The following is a 16,824-nucleotide window of genomic DNA, read 5'->3' on the forward strand; positions in this document are numbered from 1 at the left end:
CCTTCACTGCCGATCCCTCAGGCCGCAAGTCCGGCCTCAACGGGTGTCTGGCGCATATCGGCCTTCGGGTCGAGTTTAAGTGCCACCATCATCTGCTGGCGCTCGGGCCCGGGCTTGGGGGGATAGGCCGCCGCATTCCGTTTCTTTCCGCGCGACCAGTACCAGAGCACGCGTCCAAAATTTGCAGGTTTGCCCAGCCATTTGTTGGGGTGTTCCAGCATGTGGAAGCCCCGCATGGCCTGACGAAGAAGATCGACGTCAGAGCGCAGCGCGATCCGCACGCCATCCTCGAAGAAGCTTTCTACCAGTTTGCCGCGCCAGCTCTTCTTGTAGCCCGGCGTCAGGGCCGCTTCAGCCCGTTTGATCGCAGAGCGATCCTGCGCGCGCTGGTTCATGTAATAGGGCCGAAGCTCCGTACGTAGCTTTGCATGATAGATGCGCTGCCGCTCGGTCGCGTCCGACGTTTCTTCCAGCGTCTCGCGCAACATTTCTGCACTTACCGCAGCGAATGAACACCCCCGGCCATAGAGCGGGTTAGTTCGCACCAGCGTATCGCCGAGCGGATAATAGTTGTACGTCGCCGGAACATTATCGACCACCATGTCCCGCCAGCGGCTATGAAGGTCCCCCATGCCGTGCACCTTGCCGCGTGGTTCGGACCGGCTGTCATTGGTCCATGGCTTAATTCCCGGAAGCTGAAGCGTAATCGCGTGGAAGACGTCGGGGTTCATAATCGCCTTGCGAAGCTCAAGCTCAACCTCGGGCACAGAGATCGTCACGGAGAAACAGCCATTGTCGCCGGGAAACACACCGAACTTGATATAACCAAGATCACCGCTGGCCGGCGGGTTCTCCGTCCGCGATGGTTCATCTTGGCCGGGCCGCAGGCGATAGTGGCGCGTGAAGTAGAGAATACCCGCCGTCTCGCTCTCTTCAGCGATTGCCGCGCCTTCATCCATCAGCTGCTTGATCAGGAATCCAGACTTGCCGCTAGCATCCACAACAATGTCTGCCGAAAGCGCCGCCGGCTTCTCGCCTTCTTCACCGCTAACGCCGCAAACCTTGATGACACCCTTCTCAGCCATTTGCGTCGTCAGTTTGCGCACAAAAAAGCCGGATCGGATCGTGACGTTCTCGAGCCCCTCAACATAACGACGAATGGCAAGCTCAAGCGTCGTCCGGCGGCTGGTGATGATCGTTAGATCAGCATCCTCCGGTAGCGGCTCATACTGATCCCGCTGCTGCTCCGTCAACATCATGTCGAAAGTGAGATCGCGGGTGCCGAGGGCCTTCAGCTCTTCAAGCAGGTCTGGGTGATGCTGTTTGATGATGTTGCGAAGTCGGGCTAGAAAGGCATGGCTCTGGCGAACATGCCCTGCCCCCCGCCGGTGCCAGTCGAGGAAGACGACATCTGGGTCATCGGCTGGCGGCGGCGCGTCGCGCTCCAGCACCGTGATCTGTCGGCCGGTTGGCGCAAGTGACAGCGCGGTACAGAGACCGCCGATGCCAGCGCCGATTACGAGAACTGTTTCAGTCATCCATCCACCTCCTTCAGGAAGCGGAGAATGACCTCATTGGTCTTCTCGGGCGCTTCCTGCTGCGTCCAGTGCCCGATTCCAGGGATGAGCTCATTGATGCGCAGATCGCGCACATAAGTCGGCATCGCCTGATAGGCCTCAGCGGCCATCATGATCACGCCGTCATTTGCGCCGCCAAGAAAGAAGGCCGGCTGTCCAATATGCTCAGGCGCGCCTTCGGTCAGCTTCCAGGCAAGGTCATGATTGCGATAATAGTTGAGAGGCCCGCGCATACCTGACCGCCCGAACTCGCCAGCATAAAAGTCGAGGTCTTCCTCGCTCAACCAAGGTGGAAGCGTTTCAGGGTCTGGCAGACTACTGAACATGTCGTCGTCCGGGCCTTTCGGCGTGAGTTGTGTAAGGTCCGTCTCACCGCCCGCAAGAACCAGAAATTTCTTCAGAGACGTACGGATGTCAGCTTCGAATTCAGCCTCGGCGACGCCCGGTTCAAAGAAGTAGAGCTGGTAAAAGAACTGGCCCTTGAACATCTCGCGCATGGCCGGCATCGGCTGGACTGGAGAGCGCGGCATGAAGGGCACAGACAGCGCCCCCACCGCACGCACCTTGTCTGGATGGTGGAGCGCCGTCGCCCACGCCGTCGGCGCGCCCCAGTCATGACCGATGACGATCGCCTCATCATAGCCCAGCGCTGGGATCAGACCGATGATGTCCTTGCGGACTTCAACCTGATTGTACGCCTCGATCTCATGCGGCTTGTCGGACTTGCCATAGCCGCGCATGTCCGGTGCCACGACATGGTAGCCAGCATCAGCAATCGGTTTGAACTGATGGCGCCAGGAATACCACGACTCCGGAAAGCCATGCAGAAGCAGGACAAGAGGCCCCTCGCCTGCTTCTGCGATATTGAGCTCAATCCCGTTCGTTGCGACACGGCGCTCACTCACCCCCGGCCAGCTCATTCGGCTGCGACCAGCTCAGGCTGCCGGGACGTCTCGCCCGGCAGGACAGCGCCGCGAGCTTCCTGATAGCCGCCCTTCGCCGACCAGGCGATGCCACCGCTTACGATGACCGTATCGACGCCGCGGGAGTCGCGCACATAGCGGCTGCCATCACCCGGCACGTCCTGGACGAACTTCTCAACGCCGCGATCAACCGTTTGCGGATCGAAGACAGCGATATCTGCGATATAGCCCGGCTGAAGCAGGCCCCGCTCCGGAATGCCCCAGATGGAGGCCGTGTCAGACGTTACCTTCTTCACCGCATCCTCAAGCCGCATGGTCTTCAGATTGCGCACGAAGTGGCCGAACAGGTAGCCCGTATCGCCATAGGTCGAGAATGACAGGATGTGCGCCCCGCCATCGCTCGCGCCGATATGGACGCGAGGATGCTTCAGCAGGCTGACGACCTTGTCGTCATTGTTGTGCCCCATGTCAGCCGCAAGGAAATGCGCCTCGAGGTCCTCTTCAACCGAAATATCGATCATGGCTTCGACCGGTGTGACACCGCGCTCGGCAGCGATTCCAGCGAGCGTCTTGCCGACATACTTCTGGTTGGCGTCGGTCTTGACCTGACGCAGCACCAGGCGCGGCCAGAGGTCCTTGGCGTCTGCAACCTCAGCGGCTCGCGCCTTGCGGTTTTCCGGATCGGCAAAGTGCGCCTTGATTTCTTCCGGGGTGCCAAAGCGCATGATCCGGTACCAGTTCGGGTAGCGGATGAAGAGGAGGCTTGGAACGGCAAAGGAGAATGAAATGTCGATCGGGCGCGTCTGGACTTGCGGCCACACACGGGCACCGCGCGCAAACTGCTCATCGACGCGGTTCATCACCTTGTCCACAGCGTCGACATTGTCCGAGTTCACGAAGAGCGGCGAGAAGGTCGTCGGAATCTGATACTTGATCGACATTTCTGCCAGCTGGTCGAGACGCGCAATCGTGAGGTCCGGCTCGTAGAATTCCGGGACGATCTGCAGCATGCGGCCATACTCACCGAGAACAGCTGCGAGCGCATCAACTTCGCGCGCATCGGCATAGCGGCTCGGCACGGGCTGAAGCGTCTCGTCCATGTCGACATAGCTGGTGGAAAGGCCCGCCGCGCCAGCGTCGAGACATTCGCGCAGGACGTCCTGCATCTCCGCAATTTCCGCGTCCGTCGCCGTCCGCTCTGTCGCCGCATCATTCATAACCCAGAGACGGATGACACTGTGGCCGACGAGTGGCGCGACATTGATCGCGAGGCCCTTGCGGATGCGCGTGATATATTCGGAGAAGGTTTCCCAGTCCCAGACCACACCTTCGCGGAAAGCCTTGTACGGCATTTCCTCAATCTGGTTGAACATGCCAACGAGGCGCATGCGGTGGTCAGCTTTCAGCGGCGCCAGCGAGAGAGAGCAATTGCCCGGAACGATGGTGGTCACGCCATGCGACAGCGCAGGCTTTGCCGCACCATCCCAGAGAAGCTGCGCATCGAAGTGCGTGTGGGGGTCGATGAAGCCTGGCGCGACAACCTTGCCGGCCGCATCGACTTCCTTGTCTGCGGTCTCAGCAATCTTGCCGATCTTGGCGATGCGGTTGCCTTTGACGGCGACGTCGGCCTGATAGCCTGGGAGGCCGGAGCCATCGACGACAGTGCCGTTGCGGATAATGAGATCATACATGGGGCGTTTCCCTCTGGTCTTGTTCTTTTTCGTTGAGATATCGGGCCGAAGAGGCGGCGAGTGCGTCGCGCACATGCTCCCACCCGGTTCCAGTGAGGTCTTCCGGCTGGTCTGCGCCGGTCGACTCCATCAGTTGGCTTGTCGCGTACTCATCAAGCGTCACGAGTGACTGCCCGCCATTTTCAAAAGCGAGCGTCACAATCAGTTCGGCGATACCATCATGGGCGGCGGCGATCTGGACGTGTTTGATGATTGCGCTGCTCATGCGGCCGCCATGGGTGGCTCGATGAAGATCACGTCGCTCGGCAGGATCGGATTGCCGGCGCGCGGGCTGCCTTCCGGGGCCGGTGCGCGCATATAAACGTGAAGGTTCCAGCTCTGCAGGCTGGAGACCCCATCTTCGGTTTTCAACTTTGGCAATTCCCGCTCGGCAATCGTGGCCCAGCTGTCGCCAGCCTGTGGCCTGATGGATTTCCGGACGACCGATAGTATGGTGTCAGACATGTTTCGCTCCCGTCAAATTTTGAGAAAATTAGAACACGTTCTGATATTGTGCACAAGCGTTTTCGCCGGGTCAGAGCCACGACCAAACTTGTCCGCTCGCGGCACGAGACGTGACCACAGGCTGAACGGCGAGCTCCGGCTTGGTTAAGTGCCAGGCTCCTAGACAGGCATCACTGCGCGTTGCCAGCGCGCCTTTGACCCTGAAAGGAAAACCGAAAATGAAATTCCGCCTGCTTCTTGCCGCTTCAGCAAGCCTTGCCTCTGTTGCCGCTGCCGCCCCACTCGCCGACGCACAGCCACGCAGTCAGATCCGCATCGAACAGACCGGCACCAATAACCAGATCGCAGGCCGTCAGAGCGGCTATCAGGTTTCGCTCTCTGTAAAGCAGGACGGATATGGGCAATATATTCAGGCGGCCCAGCGAGGCGCCCGAACCGTCGCTGCAATCCGCCAGTATGGCGGTCGAAACGAAGCGGCCCTGACGCAGGACGGTTGGCGCAACCGGTCATTCATCGGTCAGCTCGGCGCCTATAATCGCAACAGCACCTACCAGTCCGGCAGCAACAACATTACCGGCGTCGCCCAGATAGGGTCGAACAACACGGCCGTGACAACGCAGACCGGATCCTACAGCGCGCTCGGTGTCATTCAGGTCGGCAATGGCCAGACGACCAACGTCACCCAGACGCGGGACGGTGAAGTGAAGCTCGTCATTCAAGGCGGCTTCTGAACAGACTGCGAAAATCAGACTGCTTCGACAAAGCAGGAAAGGCCCCGCCTTTCCTGCTTTTTGCGTTTGAACGGGCCGGAAACATTCACAAGATCAGCAGCCCAGACACCCGATCTTCTTGGTGAGCGGAAGGTGAACGCCCCACTCCGTTTTGGTTAAGTGCGGGCTTCCTAGACAGGGATCTGTGACGCGGTCATCGCGCGCACTTGACCCTGAAAGGACCAGAAAATGAACCTCCGTATTCTTCTCGCCGCATCGCTCAGCGTTGTCTCCGTCGCCGCCACCGTTTCGACCGCCGACGCCCAGTCGCGCAACAATGTGCGCATCAACCAGTCCGGTTACTCGAACGAGATCGCTGGCCGTCAAACCGGCTACCAGCAGTCGCTGTCGGTCCGTCAGAACGGCTATGGCCAGTTCATCAGCACCTATCAGAACGGCGCACGCAACGGCGCGACGGTTGGCCAGTACGGCAGAAGCAATGACGCCATCGTGGCCCAGCATGGCCGCCGCAACTCCACGGTCGTTGGCCAGAACGGTGCCTACAACTACGCCGACACCTATCAGAACGCCTATGCCAGCACGACAGGTGTCGCCCAGATCGGCAACGGCCACACCGCCGTCACCACGCAGACCGGCGCCTATAACGGCCTCGGCGTCATTCAGGTTGGCGAAGGCCAGACCGCCAATGTCCGCCAGTCTGGTCGCGGCAATGTCACGCTTGTGATCCAGGGCGACCACTAACTGATTAACTAGCCTAACAAAGACGGCCGGAAGCTTTGCCCGCTTCCGGCCGTTTTTTAGTGCGCGAACCGACAGTCGGCGCAGCCTCGCTGTGTAATGGCTGCATCAGAAGCGGGCACATTGCCGCTCCCGGCTTGTGGGCCTCCGATTGGGCGGATATCGAATAGTTTCATTTGCATCCTTTTGCCCAAACCGGAGCTATTCATGTCATCCAGAAAATCTGAGACCAAACAATTGGCCGCGCGCCTCGGCACTGTTTCAGTTGTCGCGCTTTGCATTGCTGGCATGGCCCAGACGGCCTCAGCCAAGGAAGGCATGTGGACGCCGGACCAACTGCCTCAGATTGCTGATGACCTTCGCGAATTAGGGCTGGAGCTTGACCCCGCCTCGCTGACCGATCTTACCGCATTCCCCATGGGCGCCGTCATTTCGCTCGGCGGCTGCACCGCCAGCTTCGTGTCGCCGACCGGCCTCGTCGTGACCAACCATCACTGCGCCCGCGGCTCTATCCAGTACAACTCCACCGAGGAAGAGAACTTCCTCGAGACAGGCTTCCTGGCGGGCAGCCTTGAAGACGAACGCGCCGCAGCACCCGGCACCCGCGTTTATGTCACTGTGAACGTCGAGGACGTCACCGAACGCGTGCGCGGCAATATCGAGCAAGGCATGTCCGGCGAGGAAATCTTCGCCGTCGTCGACAATGCCGAGAAAGCAATTGTCGCTGAGTGTGAAGCGCAGGCCGGGCACCGCTGTCAGGTCTCGTCCTTCTATGGCGGCCTTCAGTACAAGCTGATCGACCGTCTGGAGATCCGCGACGTCCGGCTCGTCTACGGCCCGGGCGATAGCATCGGCAAATATGGCGGCGACATCGACAACTGGATGTGGCCGCGTCACACCGGCGACTTCGCGTTCTACCGCGCCTATGTCGGCCCGGACGGCCTGCCAGCAGACTATGCCGAAGAGAACGTCCCGTTTAAGCCAGAGCACGTCCTTAAAGTGTCAGCGGGCGGCCTGAATGATGGCGACTTCGTCATGGCAGCTGGCTACCCAGGCTCCACCCAGCGCTATACCCGCCTGACCGAGGTCGAGCAGACCTTCAACTGGCAGTATCCGGAGTTTCAGGCGCTTCTCGCAGACTGGATCGCTGCGATCGAAGACGCCGCACCTGCTGGCTCCGATGCGCGCATCAAGTATGAGTCGCGCCTTGCTGGTCTCAACAACTACATGAAGAACCTTGGCGGCCAGATCGAAGGCGCGCGCCGCGTTGACCTCGTGGGCCGGCGCGCAGAGCGCGAAGCGGCGCTCAACACCTGGATCGCCCAGCAGTCCGGCGGCACCGACTATGCAGCGACCCTTGCCGCACTCGACGCCCTCAGCGCCGAAAGCGCGGAGGTCAGCCGTGAGAACTGGGGTTACTCCAACGCCAACCGGTCGCAGCTCCTGTCTGCAGCAAAGCGCCTCTACCGCCTGTCGCTGGAGCGTCAGAAGCCGAATGAAGAACGCGAAAGCGGCTATCAGGAACGCGATATGACCTTCTTCCGCCAGGGTCTGCAGGCGCTCGATCGCCGCTTCGACCCAGCCGTCGAAAAGGCAGAGTGGATGCTCTTCCTGAAGGACTACATGACCGCGAGCGACACCGTGCGCGTCGCCGCTTTCGATGAAGCGCTCGGCCTGCCGGAAAACTGGGACGAAGAAGCGGTGTCGGACATTCTCGACACCTATTACGCCGAAACTGAGCTCGATGAGACCGAGTTCCGCCTCTCCCTGATGGAGCAGGAGCCGAGCTTCTTCGGAGAGAGCAACGACCCGTTCATCGAACTCGCCGTCGCCCTTTATGAAACCGACCGCGAGATGGAAGCCGCCGCCAAGGACCGCGCAGGCCGCATGGCTTCGCTTCGCCCTGACTATATGCAGGCCATCATCGACTGGCAGGCCAGCGAAGGCTTCGCAGCTTATCCTGACGCCAACTCGACCCTTCGCGTTACCTACGGCACCGTCCTTGGTGGCTCACCGAAGGATGGCCTCGTCTACACGCCGTTCACGACGCTGGAAGGCATCACCGAGAAAGACACAGGCGAAGAGCCATTCAACTCGCCGCAGCGCCAGCTCGACCTGATCGAAGCAGGCGATTACGGCCAGTACGCGCTCGACACGCTCGGCTCTGTGCCGGTCAACTTCCTGTCTGATCTCGACTCGACGGGCGGCAACTCCGGCTCGCCGACGATGAACGGCAAGGGCGAACTGGTCGGCCTTCTTTTTGATGGCACGATCGAGAGCGTGAATTCCGACTGGGATTTCGACCCACGCACCACGCGCACCATTCATGTCGACTCCCGCTACATGCTCTGGGTCATGGACAAGGTTGATGCCGCTGATCGCCTGATCGAGGAAATGACCATCGTCAGCGGCGAATAAACTCGCCCGAATATAGACGCCCGGCCTCGCGCGGTAGCCTCTTTCGACTAGTCGATAAAGATGTTGCGGATCACATTGCGGATCCAGCGCAGGCCGGGGTCATCATTCTTGTCACTAGACCAGGACAGGAACATCTTGAATTTCGGATAATCGAAGGGCGCCGGCAGAACCCGAAGCCGGTAGAATGGCGCCACCAGCGTCGCAAAACGCTTCGGAACGGCCGCGATCAGGTCAGTGGTCGCAATTGTCAGCGCCAGATCCGACGCATTCGGTAGAATGCAGACCTCCCTGCGCTTCAGCTGCTCGGCCATCAACATGTGAGGCACCTGCAGGCGCTGCTGGATTGGCGTTTGCAACACTGCGTGCCCCAGCGTTTCGAAATGCTCTCTCGTCATCTCATGCGTCACGACGGGATGACCTTCGCGAACGATATATGATGCTTCCACATCCGTGATCGGCTCAAACACAAGGCCCGGCGTCTTTACCGGGTACACATCCAGCATGAGATCGGCTTCGCCATTCGTCAGCGCGTCATGCGGGCGCTGCCAGTCCGGCGTAATGACCTCCAGCTTGCAGCTGGATTCGCGATGATCCAGCAGCTTCAGAAGCGGCGGCAGGACGGACGGCACGCTGTAATCATGCAGGATGAGTTTGAAATGACGGTTGGCCGTTGCAACGTCGAAGTCAGCTTCTGCCTGTAGGCCGCTCCGCAGAAGATTAAGCGCATCCGAGATCGGACCAGCAAGGCTCAAGGCAAGTGGCGTCGGACGGACCCCCCGATCAGAGCGCACGAACAAGCGGTCGGAAAACTGCTCCCGCAACCGGTTGAGCGCGTTGCTGACGGTCGGCTGCGCCATACCAAGCGTCTGGGCGGCCTGGCTGACACTCTCGGCTTTGAAGATCGCCTCGAAGACCAGGAGCAAGTTAAGATCGATACGCCGCAAATCGCGGATATGCCGGTCAGCTACAACTTCTTTAGCCATTGTTAAATCATTCCCCAAACGAATAAACGATAACCTATAACCCCCTCTATAGGTTATTCAGCGGTACGCAATATACTGTACAGTTTGCACGCGAATTGGGCGCCCCCTAAGCCTCATATTCAATTTTAAAATATTTCATATTCAAATACTGGCCATTGCCGTGACGCGCCCGTCCGGTTCATTTCCCGCACGGTAGACGACCTCAAGTAGCGATGGCGCGCGTGAGCTCAAATGCCGCCTGAACCACCGGGTGAACCCTGTCTGCTCGATCCGCACGACCGGTTTCCGCCACATTCGGCGCCTGCCCCCAGCATCTGAGGACCAGAAATGACCGCACGCACCACCAAGGCCGTCAAAGGCCGCCTTATGATAACGACCGCGCTTGCGGCTATTGTTGCCATCCTTCCTGCCGGGCTCGCGCATGCCGAAAAGGGCGGTGATGGTGGTGGCGGTGGCGGTGGGGGACAAAGCAGAACGCTCGGCACAGGTCAGACAGGTCAAAGAGGACCGTTTGCAGACCACGGCGGCGGTGGTGCCGGGGAAGTTGGCGGCGACGGCGCAGGAGACGCTTTCAGGGCAGGCGGCCAAGGCGGCCAGACAGCGGGCGCCGACGGCGGGCGCGGCGAAAATGGTACTACCAGTGGCGGGGGCGGAGGAGGCGGAGCGCATGGCGGCGTTGGGGCTGGCCTTCCCGTTGCGACTTTCACCGGTGGTGATGGGGGCGATGGTGGAAACGCTACGGGCTCCGGCAATGGCGGCGGCGGCGGAGCTGGTGGGTATGGCTATGTCGTCACAGGTACTGGAAATCTCGGCAACCTTGCGGCGGATGCATACGGCGGAACGGGGGGCAATGGTGGCAATGGTGCAAATGGCTTTTCCGGCGGGCGCGGCGGCGATGGCGGCAAGGGGCTTGTCTTCTCTGACGCGGCAGGCGCAACCTTTACGATTGCATCCGGCACCACCGTTTCTGGCGGCAACGGCGGCACCAATGGCGGACCTTATGCGGGCGCAGGCGGCTCCGGCGGCACCGGTCTGGAAGGCTCCAACCTCAATGTTACGCTCGCAGGGACCGTATCTGGCGGACTGAATGGCATTGGAAGCGCGACAGCAAACGCCTTCAACTTCACCGGCGGCACGAACACGCTCTCCATTACATCTACAGGGGTTATCACGGGCGGCATCCGCACCGACGGCGATCTAGACATCGCCCACGATGATGCGACCTACACGCTTTCAAACGTGATCTCTGGAACGGGCTCTATTTCCAAATCTGATACGGGAACACTAACGCTTACCGGGGCTAACACATATTCCGGCGGCACTACCATCTCAGGCGGTACGCTCTCAGTCTCTGCCGACAACAATCTCGGCGCATCGTCTGGCACGCTGACTTTGGGCGGCGGCACGCTGGCAACAACAGCAAGCTTTGCTTCTGCTCGTGACATAACACTCCTGATCGGCAGCGGTATGGACGATATCAATGTTGCCGCCTCAACTGAGCTCGCGCTTTCGGGTGAAATTTCGGGTGGCTTCGGCTTTGCAAAGACGGGGGAAGGTACACTTGTCCTCAGCGGCGATAATACCTTCCTCGGTTTTCTAAATATTCGCGAGGGCGTCGTGAACATCCGCAGCGATCAGGCTCTGGGCGGGGCATTTGAAACCGCGGTGAGAAACGGCGCAGCACTTGAGCTTGAAGGCAATATCACGACCGGCGAAACAGTGGTGCTTTTCGGAGATGGCGTTTCCAGCGACGGGGCGATCCGTAATGCTTCGGGGGCGAATACAATCTCAGGCGATCTCGTGCTGAACGCGGATTCTCGCGTCAACTCTGAAGCTGGAACCTTGACCCTCGCCGGTGAAATCAATGGTGAAACGGGGGGTGGCAGCCCGCTGAACGCCGATCTCGCACTCGGTGGTGCAGGAAATGGGGTCGTAAGTGGGACTTTTGGCTCACAGATCATTGAGCTTCTGAAGGATGGCGCCGGCACCTGGACGCTCAGCGGCAATAATCTTCATACCGGACAGACGACCATACGGGCAGGCGCGTTGCGTGCTGAAAGTGACGCTGCACTCGGTAGCGCGGCGCAAGGCACGCTCGTGCAGAGCGGCGGCGCTCTGGAACTCGCAGGCGGGATCAACATTACGGGCGAAGCGCTCACTCTCAACGGTACCGGCGTGTCAAACGGCGGCGCGCTGCGGAATATCTCAGGCAACAACGCCTATGGCGGTGACATCACCGTCGCCGATGCGCGGATCAATTCCGACGCTGACCGCCTGACGCTAACGGGCAACATCGACGGCACCGGCACTGTATATTTCGGTGGTGCAGGCGACGGGACATTTTTCGGCGCATTCGACAATGCGATTGCTGTCAGAAAAGACGGCGCAGGCACTTGGACTTTCACTGGCGCTGACAAAACCATCAACAACTTCCGGATATCGGAAGGCGAACTTATCGTCGACAATTCGGCCGTGATACAGAATGGCTTCCAAACCATTGTTGGTTTGGGCACGACAGTTTCCACCCTTACAATCAATGGGCCGAATGCGAGCTGGACAGGCGCGAGAGACTTTTCCGTTGGCGCCGCCGGTGGACAAGGCCGCCTTGAAATCCTGGGCGGTGGCACGCTGTCCACGGACTCTTCCAATATAGGCAATGGCGGGCCTTCAAGCGGAAGCGCCCTTGTAAGTGGCAGTGGGTCAAGCTGGACCGCAACTGATACTTTCTTCCACGGCCTTTCGACTATCGCAGACTTGACCGTAGCTGATGGTGGGGAGGTTTCGGCAAACACCTTCCACATCGCGCTGAATGGTGGCTCTCAGGCAACGACACTCGTCACCGGAGCGAATTCTGAGATCTCTTCTTCAGGTGACTTCACCCTCGGTTATGGCGGGCAAGGTTCCCTGACGGTTGCCGAAGGCGGCAACGTATCCGTTGCCGGTGGCGCAGGACCTTTGATTATCGCAAGAGATGCAGGGTCCGAAGGCACACTGAACATCGGTGCCGCTGCAGGTGATGCAGCCGCCGGCGTCGGCACAGTATCGGCTGGGTCAATTCAGTTCGGCGCGGGTGATGGTGAAATCGTTTTCAATCACACCGACGCTGGATACACGTTTGCGCTTGATATCGACGGCGATGGTGAAGTTCGTCAGATTGCCGGCACAACCATCCTGACTGGCGCCAACACCTATGCTGGCGGGACGCTCATTTCGGGCGGTACGCTTCAAATCGGCAATGGTGGCACCACCGGCTCGATCCTCGGTGATGTGGTCAATAATAGTTCGCTCGTTTTCAGCCGTAGTGACGACCTTAACTATAACGGCATCATCTCCGGCAATGGCAGCGTTACCAAGGTAAGCGCAGGCACGCTTCGCTTGCTGGGCGCTAACACTTATTCAGGCCTCACGACCGTCTCTGACGGCGCGCTTGTCGTTGATGGCTCAATCGCTGGCGACGCCAATGTCAGCACCGGCGCACGCCTCTCTGGCAATGGCAGTGTCGGCGGGCTTGTCACCATCGCGGATGGCGGCACGCTGGAGGGTAGCAGCGGCGAAAGCCTTTCGATGGGTTCCCTGTCGCTTTCAAGCGGATCAAGCATCGACGTCGCACTTGGTGCGCCCTCGGACACGGCTCTTTTCGACGTCACAGGCGACCTTACCCTGGACGGCACCGTCAACGCGACCGATGCAGGCGGCTATGGCGACGGCGTCTATCGCCTCATGAGCTATGGCGGCAACCTCACAGACAATGGACTGGAAGTCGGCTCAACACCGGCAGGTAGCAGCGATGTCGTCGTTCAGACCGCGCTGGCCAATCAGGTCAATCTGGTCGTTGGTGGGACGCCGCCACCGCCGCCCCCTCCTCCACCTCCTGCAGGTCCAGGGCCCACGCCGGATCCAACCCCGGGCCCGACACCGACTCCCTATATCCAGTTCTGGGATGGCTCGCAGACCAGCGCGAATGGCGCGATCGACGGCGGCTCTGGTACCTGGACGCTGGATCAGACCAACTGGACACGTGCCGACGGCAATACGAATGATGAATGGGACGGCGGCTTCGCGGTATTCCAGGGTCCGGCTGGCACTATCAATATCGACAACTCCAACGGCGCGATCACCATTGGCGGCATGCAGTTCGCCAATACCGGCACGACCGTGGAAGGCGATGTACTGACACTGGCAGGCGCGAATGGGGGAACCGTCATCCGTGTTGGTGACGGCACCGCGGCCGGAGCTTCGATGACGGCTACGATTTCATCGGTGATCACCGGCGCGAGCGAACTCGTCAAATCGGACCTCGGGACGCTCGTTCTCTCGGGCGATAATACCTATACCCGGGGCACCGATATCGCGTCAGGAGCTCTGTCGGTTTCGTCCGACAGCAATCTCGGGGCGACGTCCGGCGCACTGACACTGTCGGGCGGCACGCTTGCCACAACAGCGAGTTTCGACAGTGCACGGGCGGTGTTTCTGGAGGCCAGTGGCGGTGTAGACGTCGCGGCCGATACCAGCCTCGGTCTATCCGGCACGGTGAGCGGCACTGGACGTCTCATCAAGCTCGGAAATGGCACGCTGCGCCTGACTGGCACGAACACCTATACAGGTGGCACAGAGATCACTGCAGGCACGCTGATAGGTAACACCACCTCCATTCGCGGCGACGTCGCCAATGCGGGTGAGCTGGTCTTCGATCAGGACGCTGCAGGCGCGTTCGCTAACCGGATTTCCGGCACGGGAAGCCTCGTCAAAAGCGGCGACGGTATCCTGACGCTCTCAGGCGCCAACTCGTACACTGGCGGCACGCGCCTCCAGGCCGGAAGCCTCTCTATCTCAGCCAACAACAATCTTGGCGGCGCCAGCAGCACGCTGACTTTTGCTGGCGGCACACTCATCACGACCGGCTCGTTCGAAAGCGAGCGCAGCGTCGTGCTCGAGAGCGACGGCAAAGTCAGCACCGACGCCGACACCGAACTCGCTCTGAACGGCGAAGTTTCGGGCGCAGGTAAACTGACCAAGAGCGGCGACGGCACGCTGCGCCTTGCTGGCACCAACACCTATCAAGGCGGAACAGAGATTGCTGGCGGTATTCTCTCGATCTCTGCCGATGAAAATCTCGGTGCTGACGCAGGCGCGCTGACCTTCAACGGCGGCACGCTGGCAACGACAGCCAGCTTCGAGTCTGCCCGCTCATTCGCCCTCAATGCCGACGGCAATATCGACGTCGCTGGCGATACCGAACTCGACCTCACCAGCGCCATTGAAGGCGCTGGCGCCCTCATCAAGCTCGGAGATGGCAGCCTGCGCCTCAGCGCGGCGAACAGCTATGCTGGCGGCACGCAGGTCCTCGCGGGGACGCTGATCGGCAACACCACGTCGCTTTCGGGCAGGATCACCAATGAGGCCTCGCTCATTTTCGATCAGGATGAAGACGGCGCCTTCGACGGCACGCTTTCCGGCTCCGGCTCGCTTGAGAAGGCGGGAAGCGGGACGGTCACGCTTGACGGGCTCCATCCTTTCTCCGGCGACACGATGATCTCTGACGGCATGCTTGTCGTGAATGGTGGCAGCGCCGATGAAGCCGGGCTAGGCGGGACAGTGACCGTCAGTGAGAATGGCGTGCTCGGCGGTAGCGGCTCCGTTGGCGACCTCGTGGTCAATGGCACGATCAAGCCGGGCAACTCCATCGGCACTCTAACCGTAGCGGGCGATGCGAGCTTCGGCGCCGGGTCTGTCTATGAAGTGGAAGTTGACCCTGCCAGCACCGCAAGCGATCTGATTGCCGTCTCGGGCAGCGCCAATATCGATAGCGGCGCATCTGTTCGCCATATCGGTCTAGATGGCGTCTACGCACCGACCAGCACCTATACGATCCTGACTGCTGATGGCGGGGTCAACGGCACGTTCGGCAGCGTCGATACCGACTTTGCCTTCCTCGACGCGGCGCTTGGCTATGACGCCAATTCGGTCGCGCTGACCCTCACGCGCAATGACATCGACCTGGCGGACGTCGCCCAGACGATGAACCAGCGCGCTGCAGCGGGCAGCGTTGAGAGCCTCGGTTTCGGAAACGCGCTCTACGGCGCCATCCTCGTCCAGAATGAGGTGTCGGCCCGCGCATCATACGACATGGTCTCGGGCGAGGTTTACGCCTCGCGCAAGACCGCCCTCATCAATGACAGCCGCCATACGCGTGACGCAGCGAGCCTGCGCCTGCGCTCACAGACTGCCCAGCCAGAGAACGGTCAGGGCTTCACCGGCTGGGCTCACGCTTTTGGCGGCTGGGGCACCGTTGATGGAGAGGGCAATACCGCGACGATGGACAACCACACTGACGGCGTCCTGTTCGGCCTCGACCGCACGTTCGCTTCAGGCTGGCAGGCCGGCATCATGGGCGGCGTCAGCCATTCTGGCCACGATGTGGACCAACGCGCCTCTTCTGCGAAGAGCGACAATGTCCACCTCGGCGTGTATGGCGGCAAGGCGTGGGGCATGATCTCGCTGCGCGGCGGCGCTGACTATTCGTGGCACGATATCTCGACCAGCCGCCGTATCCTCAGCGCGAACCTGTTCGACCGTGCACGGTCCGGCGCCGATGCCACCACCTCGCAGGTCTATGGAGAAATCGCCTATGACATGAGCACCGGCGTGGCTCAGATCGAGCCGTTCCTCAATGTCGCTTACGTCAATATTGATCTCGACGGGGTCAGCGAGGTCGGTGGGCCAAGCTCCCTTACGGTGAATGGCAGTTCCGCAGACAGCACGCTCACCACGCTCGGAACGCGCCTGTCCTATCCATTCGCAGTGGCCGGCGTGACCGGCCGCCTGAAAGGCTCAATCGGATGGCAACACGCTTTTGGCGACGTGCGCAGCTTCTCGACTAATCGTCTCAGCGGCGGTGATGCCTTTACAGTCGAAGGCGTCACCCTGGCCCGCGACACAGGCGTGGTCGAAACCGGCGTCGATTTCGACCTGTCGCGCTCGGCGAAGCTCGGCATCACCTATCAGGGCCAGTTCGACGACGGCTCAAACCAGCAAAGCGTGAACGCCCGCGTCGCCTTCGCTTTCTGAGGCTCTCGGCGCATCCACCAAATCAGGCCCTCTCCCAAGATCGGGAGGGGGCTTTTTCTCATGACCATTGCGAATATTGAGAGCACAAGCCGTCTCGCGCCGATCTGAATTGGCTTGCATTCTATTTCTGGGTGATAGACCGTCTCCCCTCTAGATGACGATTTGTCGTGCGCTACGGGATTACCTGTCGC

The 16,824-nt window shown here is 60.4% G+C and carries 10 protein-coding genes; 4 read left to right on the plus strand and 6 right to left on the minus strand.

The window, feature by feature from the left end:
- Window positions 1–17: 17 nt before the first annotated feature.
- From D1222_RS03555 to D1222_RS03575, 5 genes are read right to left on the minus strand one after another with little or no spacing between them, the layout of a single operon-like run.
- A complete protein-coding gene (locus D1222_RS03555) occupies window positions 18–1,538 on the minus strand; it encodes an NAD(P)/FAD-dependent oxidoreductase (protein ID WP_119452842.1) in 1,521 nt (506 codons plus the stop codon).
- Window positions 1,535–2,497 (minus strand): alpha/beta fold hydrolase, encoded by a 963-nt coding sequence (locus tag D1222_RS03560; RefSeq protein ID WP_119452843.1) that lies wholly within the window; start codon window positions 2,495–2,497, stop codon window positions 1,535–1,537. Before D1222_RS03560 ends, D1222_RS03555 begins: the two co-directional genes overlap by 4 nt.
- On the minus strand, window positions 2,494–4,191 hold the full coding sequence (locus D1222_RS03565; protein ID WP_119452844.1) for an N-acyl-D-amino-acid deacylase family protein: 1,698 nt from the start codon (window positions 4,189–4,191) through the stop codon (window positions 2,494–2,496). Before D1222_RS03565 ends, D1222_RS03560 begins: the two co-directional genes overlap by 4 nt.
- Window positions 4,184–4,456 (minus strand): hypothetical protein, encoded by a 273-nt coding sequence (locus tag D1222_RS03570; protein WP_119452845.1) that lies wholly within the window; start codon window positions 4,454–4,456, stop codon window positions 4,184–4,186. Before D1222_RS03570 ends, D1222_RS03565 begins: the two co-directional genes overlap by 8 nt.
- Window positions 4,453–4,695: a hypothetical protein gene (locus D1222_RS03575; protein WP_119452846.1), complete on the minus strand. Its 243-nt coding sequence runs from the start codon at window positions 4,693–4,695 to the stop codon at window positions 4,453–4,455. Before D1222_RS03575 ends, D1222_RS03570 begins: the two co-directional genes overlap by 4 nt.
- 218 nt (window positions 4,696–4,913) lie before the next feature.
- On the opposite strand from D1222_RS03575, the gene D1222_RS03580 reads away from it, so the two are divergent.
- From D1222_RS03580 to D1222_RS03590, 3 genes are all read left to right on the plus strand, one after another.
- Window positions 4,914–5,426 (plus strand): curlin-associated protein, encoded by a 513-nt coding sequence (locus D1222_RS03580; RefSeq protein ID WP_119452847.1) that lies wholly within the window; start codon window positions 4,914–4,916, stop codon window positions 5,424–5,426.
- A gap of 228 nt (window positions 5,427–5,654) precedes the next feature.
- Complete coding sequence (locus tag D1222_RS03585) at window positions 5,655–6,167, plus strand: curlin-associated protein (RefSeq protein WP_119452848.1); 513 nt, start codon at window positions 5,655–5,657, stop codon at window positions 6,165–6,167.
- A 285-nt stretch (window positions 6,168–6,452) separates the two neighbouring features.
- Window positions 6,453–8,582 carry a S46 family peptidase gene (locus tag D1222_RS03590; protein WP_119453709.1) on the plus strand — a complete coding sequence of 710 codons (2,130 nt, stop codon included), beginning with the start codon at window positions 6,453–6,455 and terminating at the stop codon, window positions 8,580–8,582.
- 47 nt (window positions 8,583–8,629) lie between these two features.
- On the opposite strand, the gene D1222_RS03595 is transcribed toward D1222_RS03590, so the two are convergent.
- Window positions 8,630–9,565 (minus strand): LysR family transcriptional regulator, encoded by a 936-nt coding sequence (locus D1222_RS03595; protein WP_119452849.1) that lies wholly within the window; start codon window positions 9,563–9,565, stop codon window positions 8,630–8,632.
- Window positions 9,566–9,892: 327 nt separating this feature from the next.
- On the opposite strand from D1222_RS03595, the gene D1222_RS03600 reads away from it, so the two are divergent.
- Window positions 9,893–16,633: an autotransporter-associated beta strand repeat-containing protein gene (locus tag D1222_RS03600; protein ID WP_119452850.1), complete on the plus strand. Its 6,741-nt coding sequence runs from the start codon at window positions 9,893–9,895 to the stop codon at window positions 16,631–16,633.
- Window positions 16,634–16,824: the final 191 nt, after the last annotated feature.

This window comes from Henriciella algicola, from assembly GCF_003576245.1.
Classification (GTDB): domain Bacteria; phylum Pseudomonadota; class Alphaproteobacteria; order Caulobacterales; family Hyphomonadaceae; genus Henriciella; species Henriciella algicola.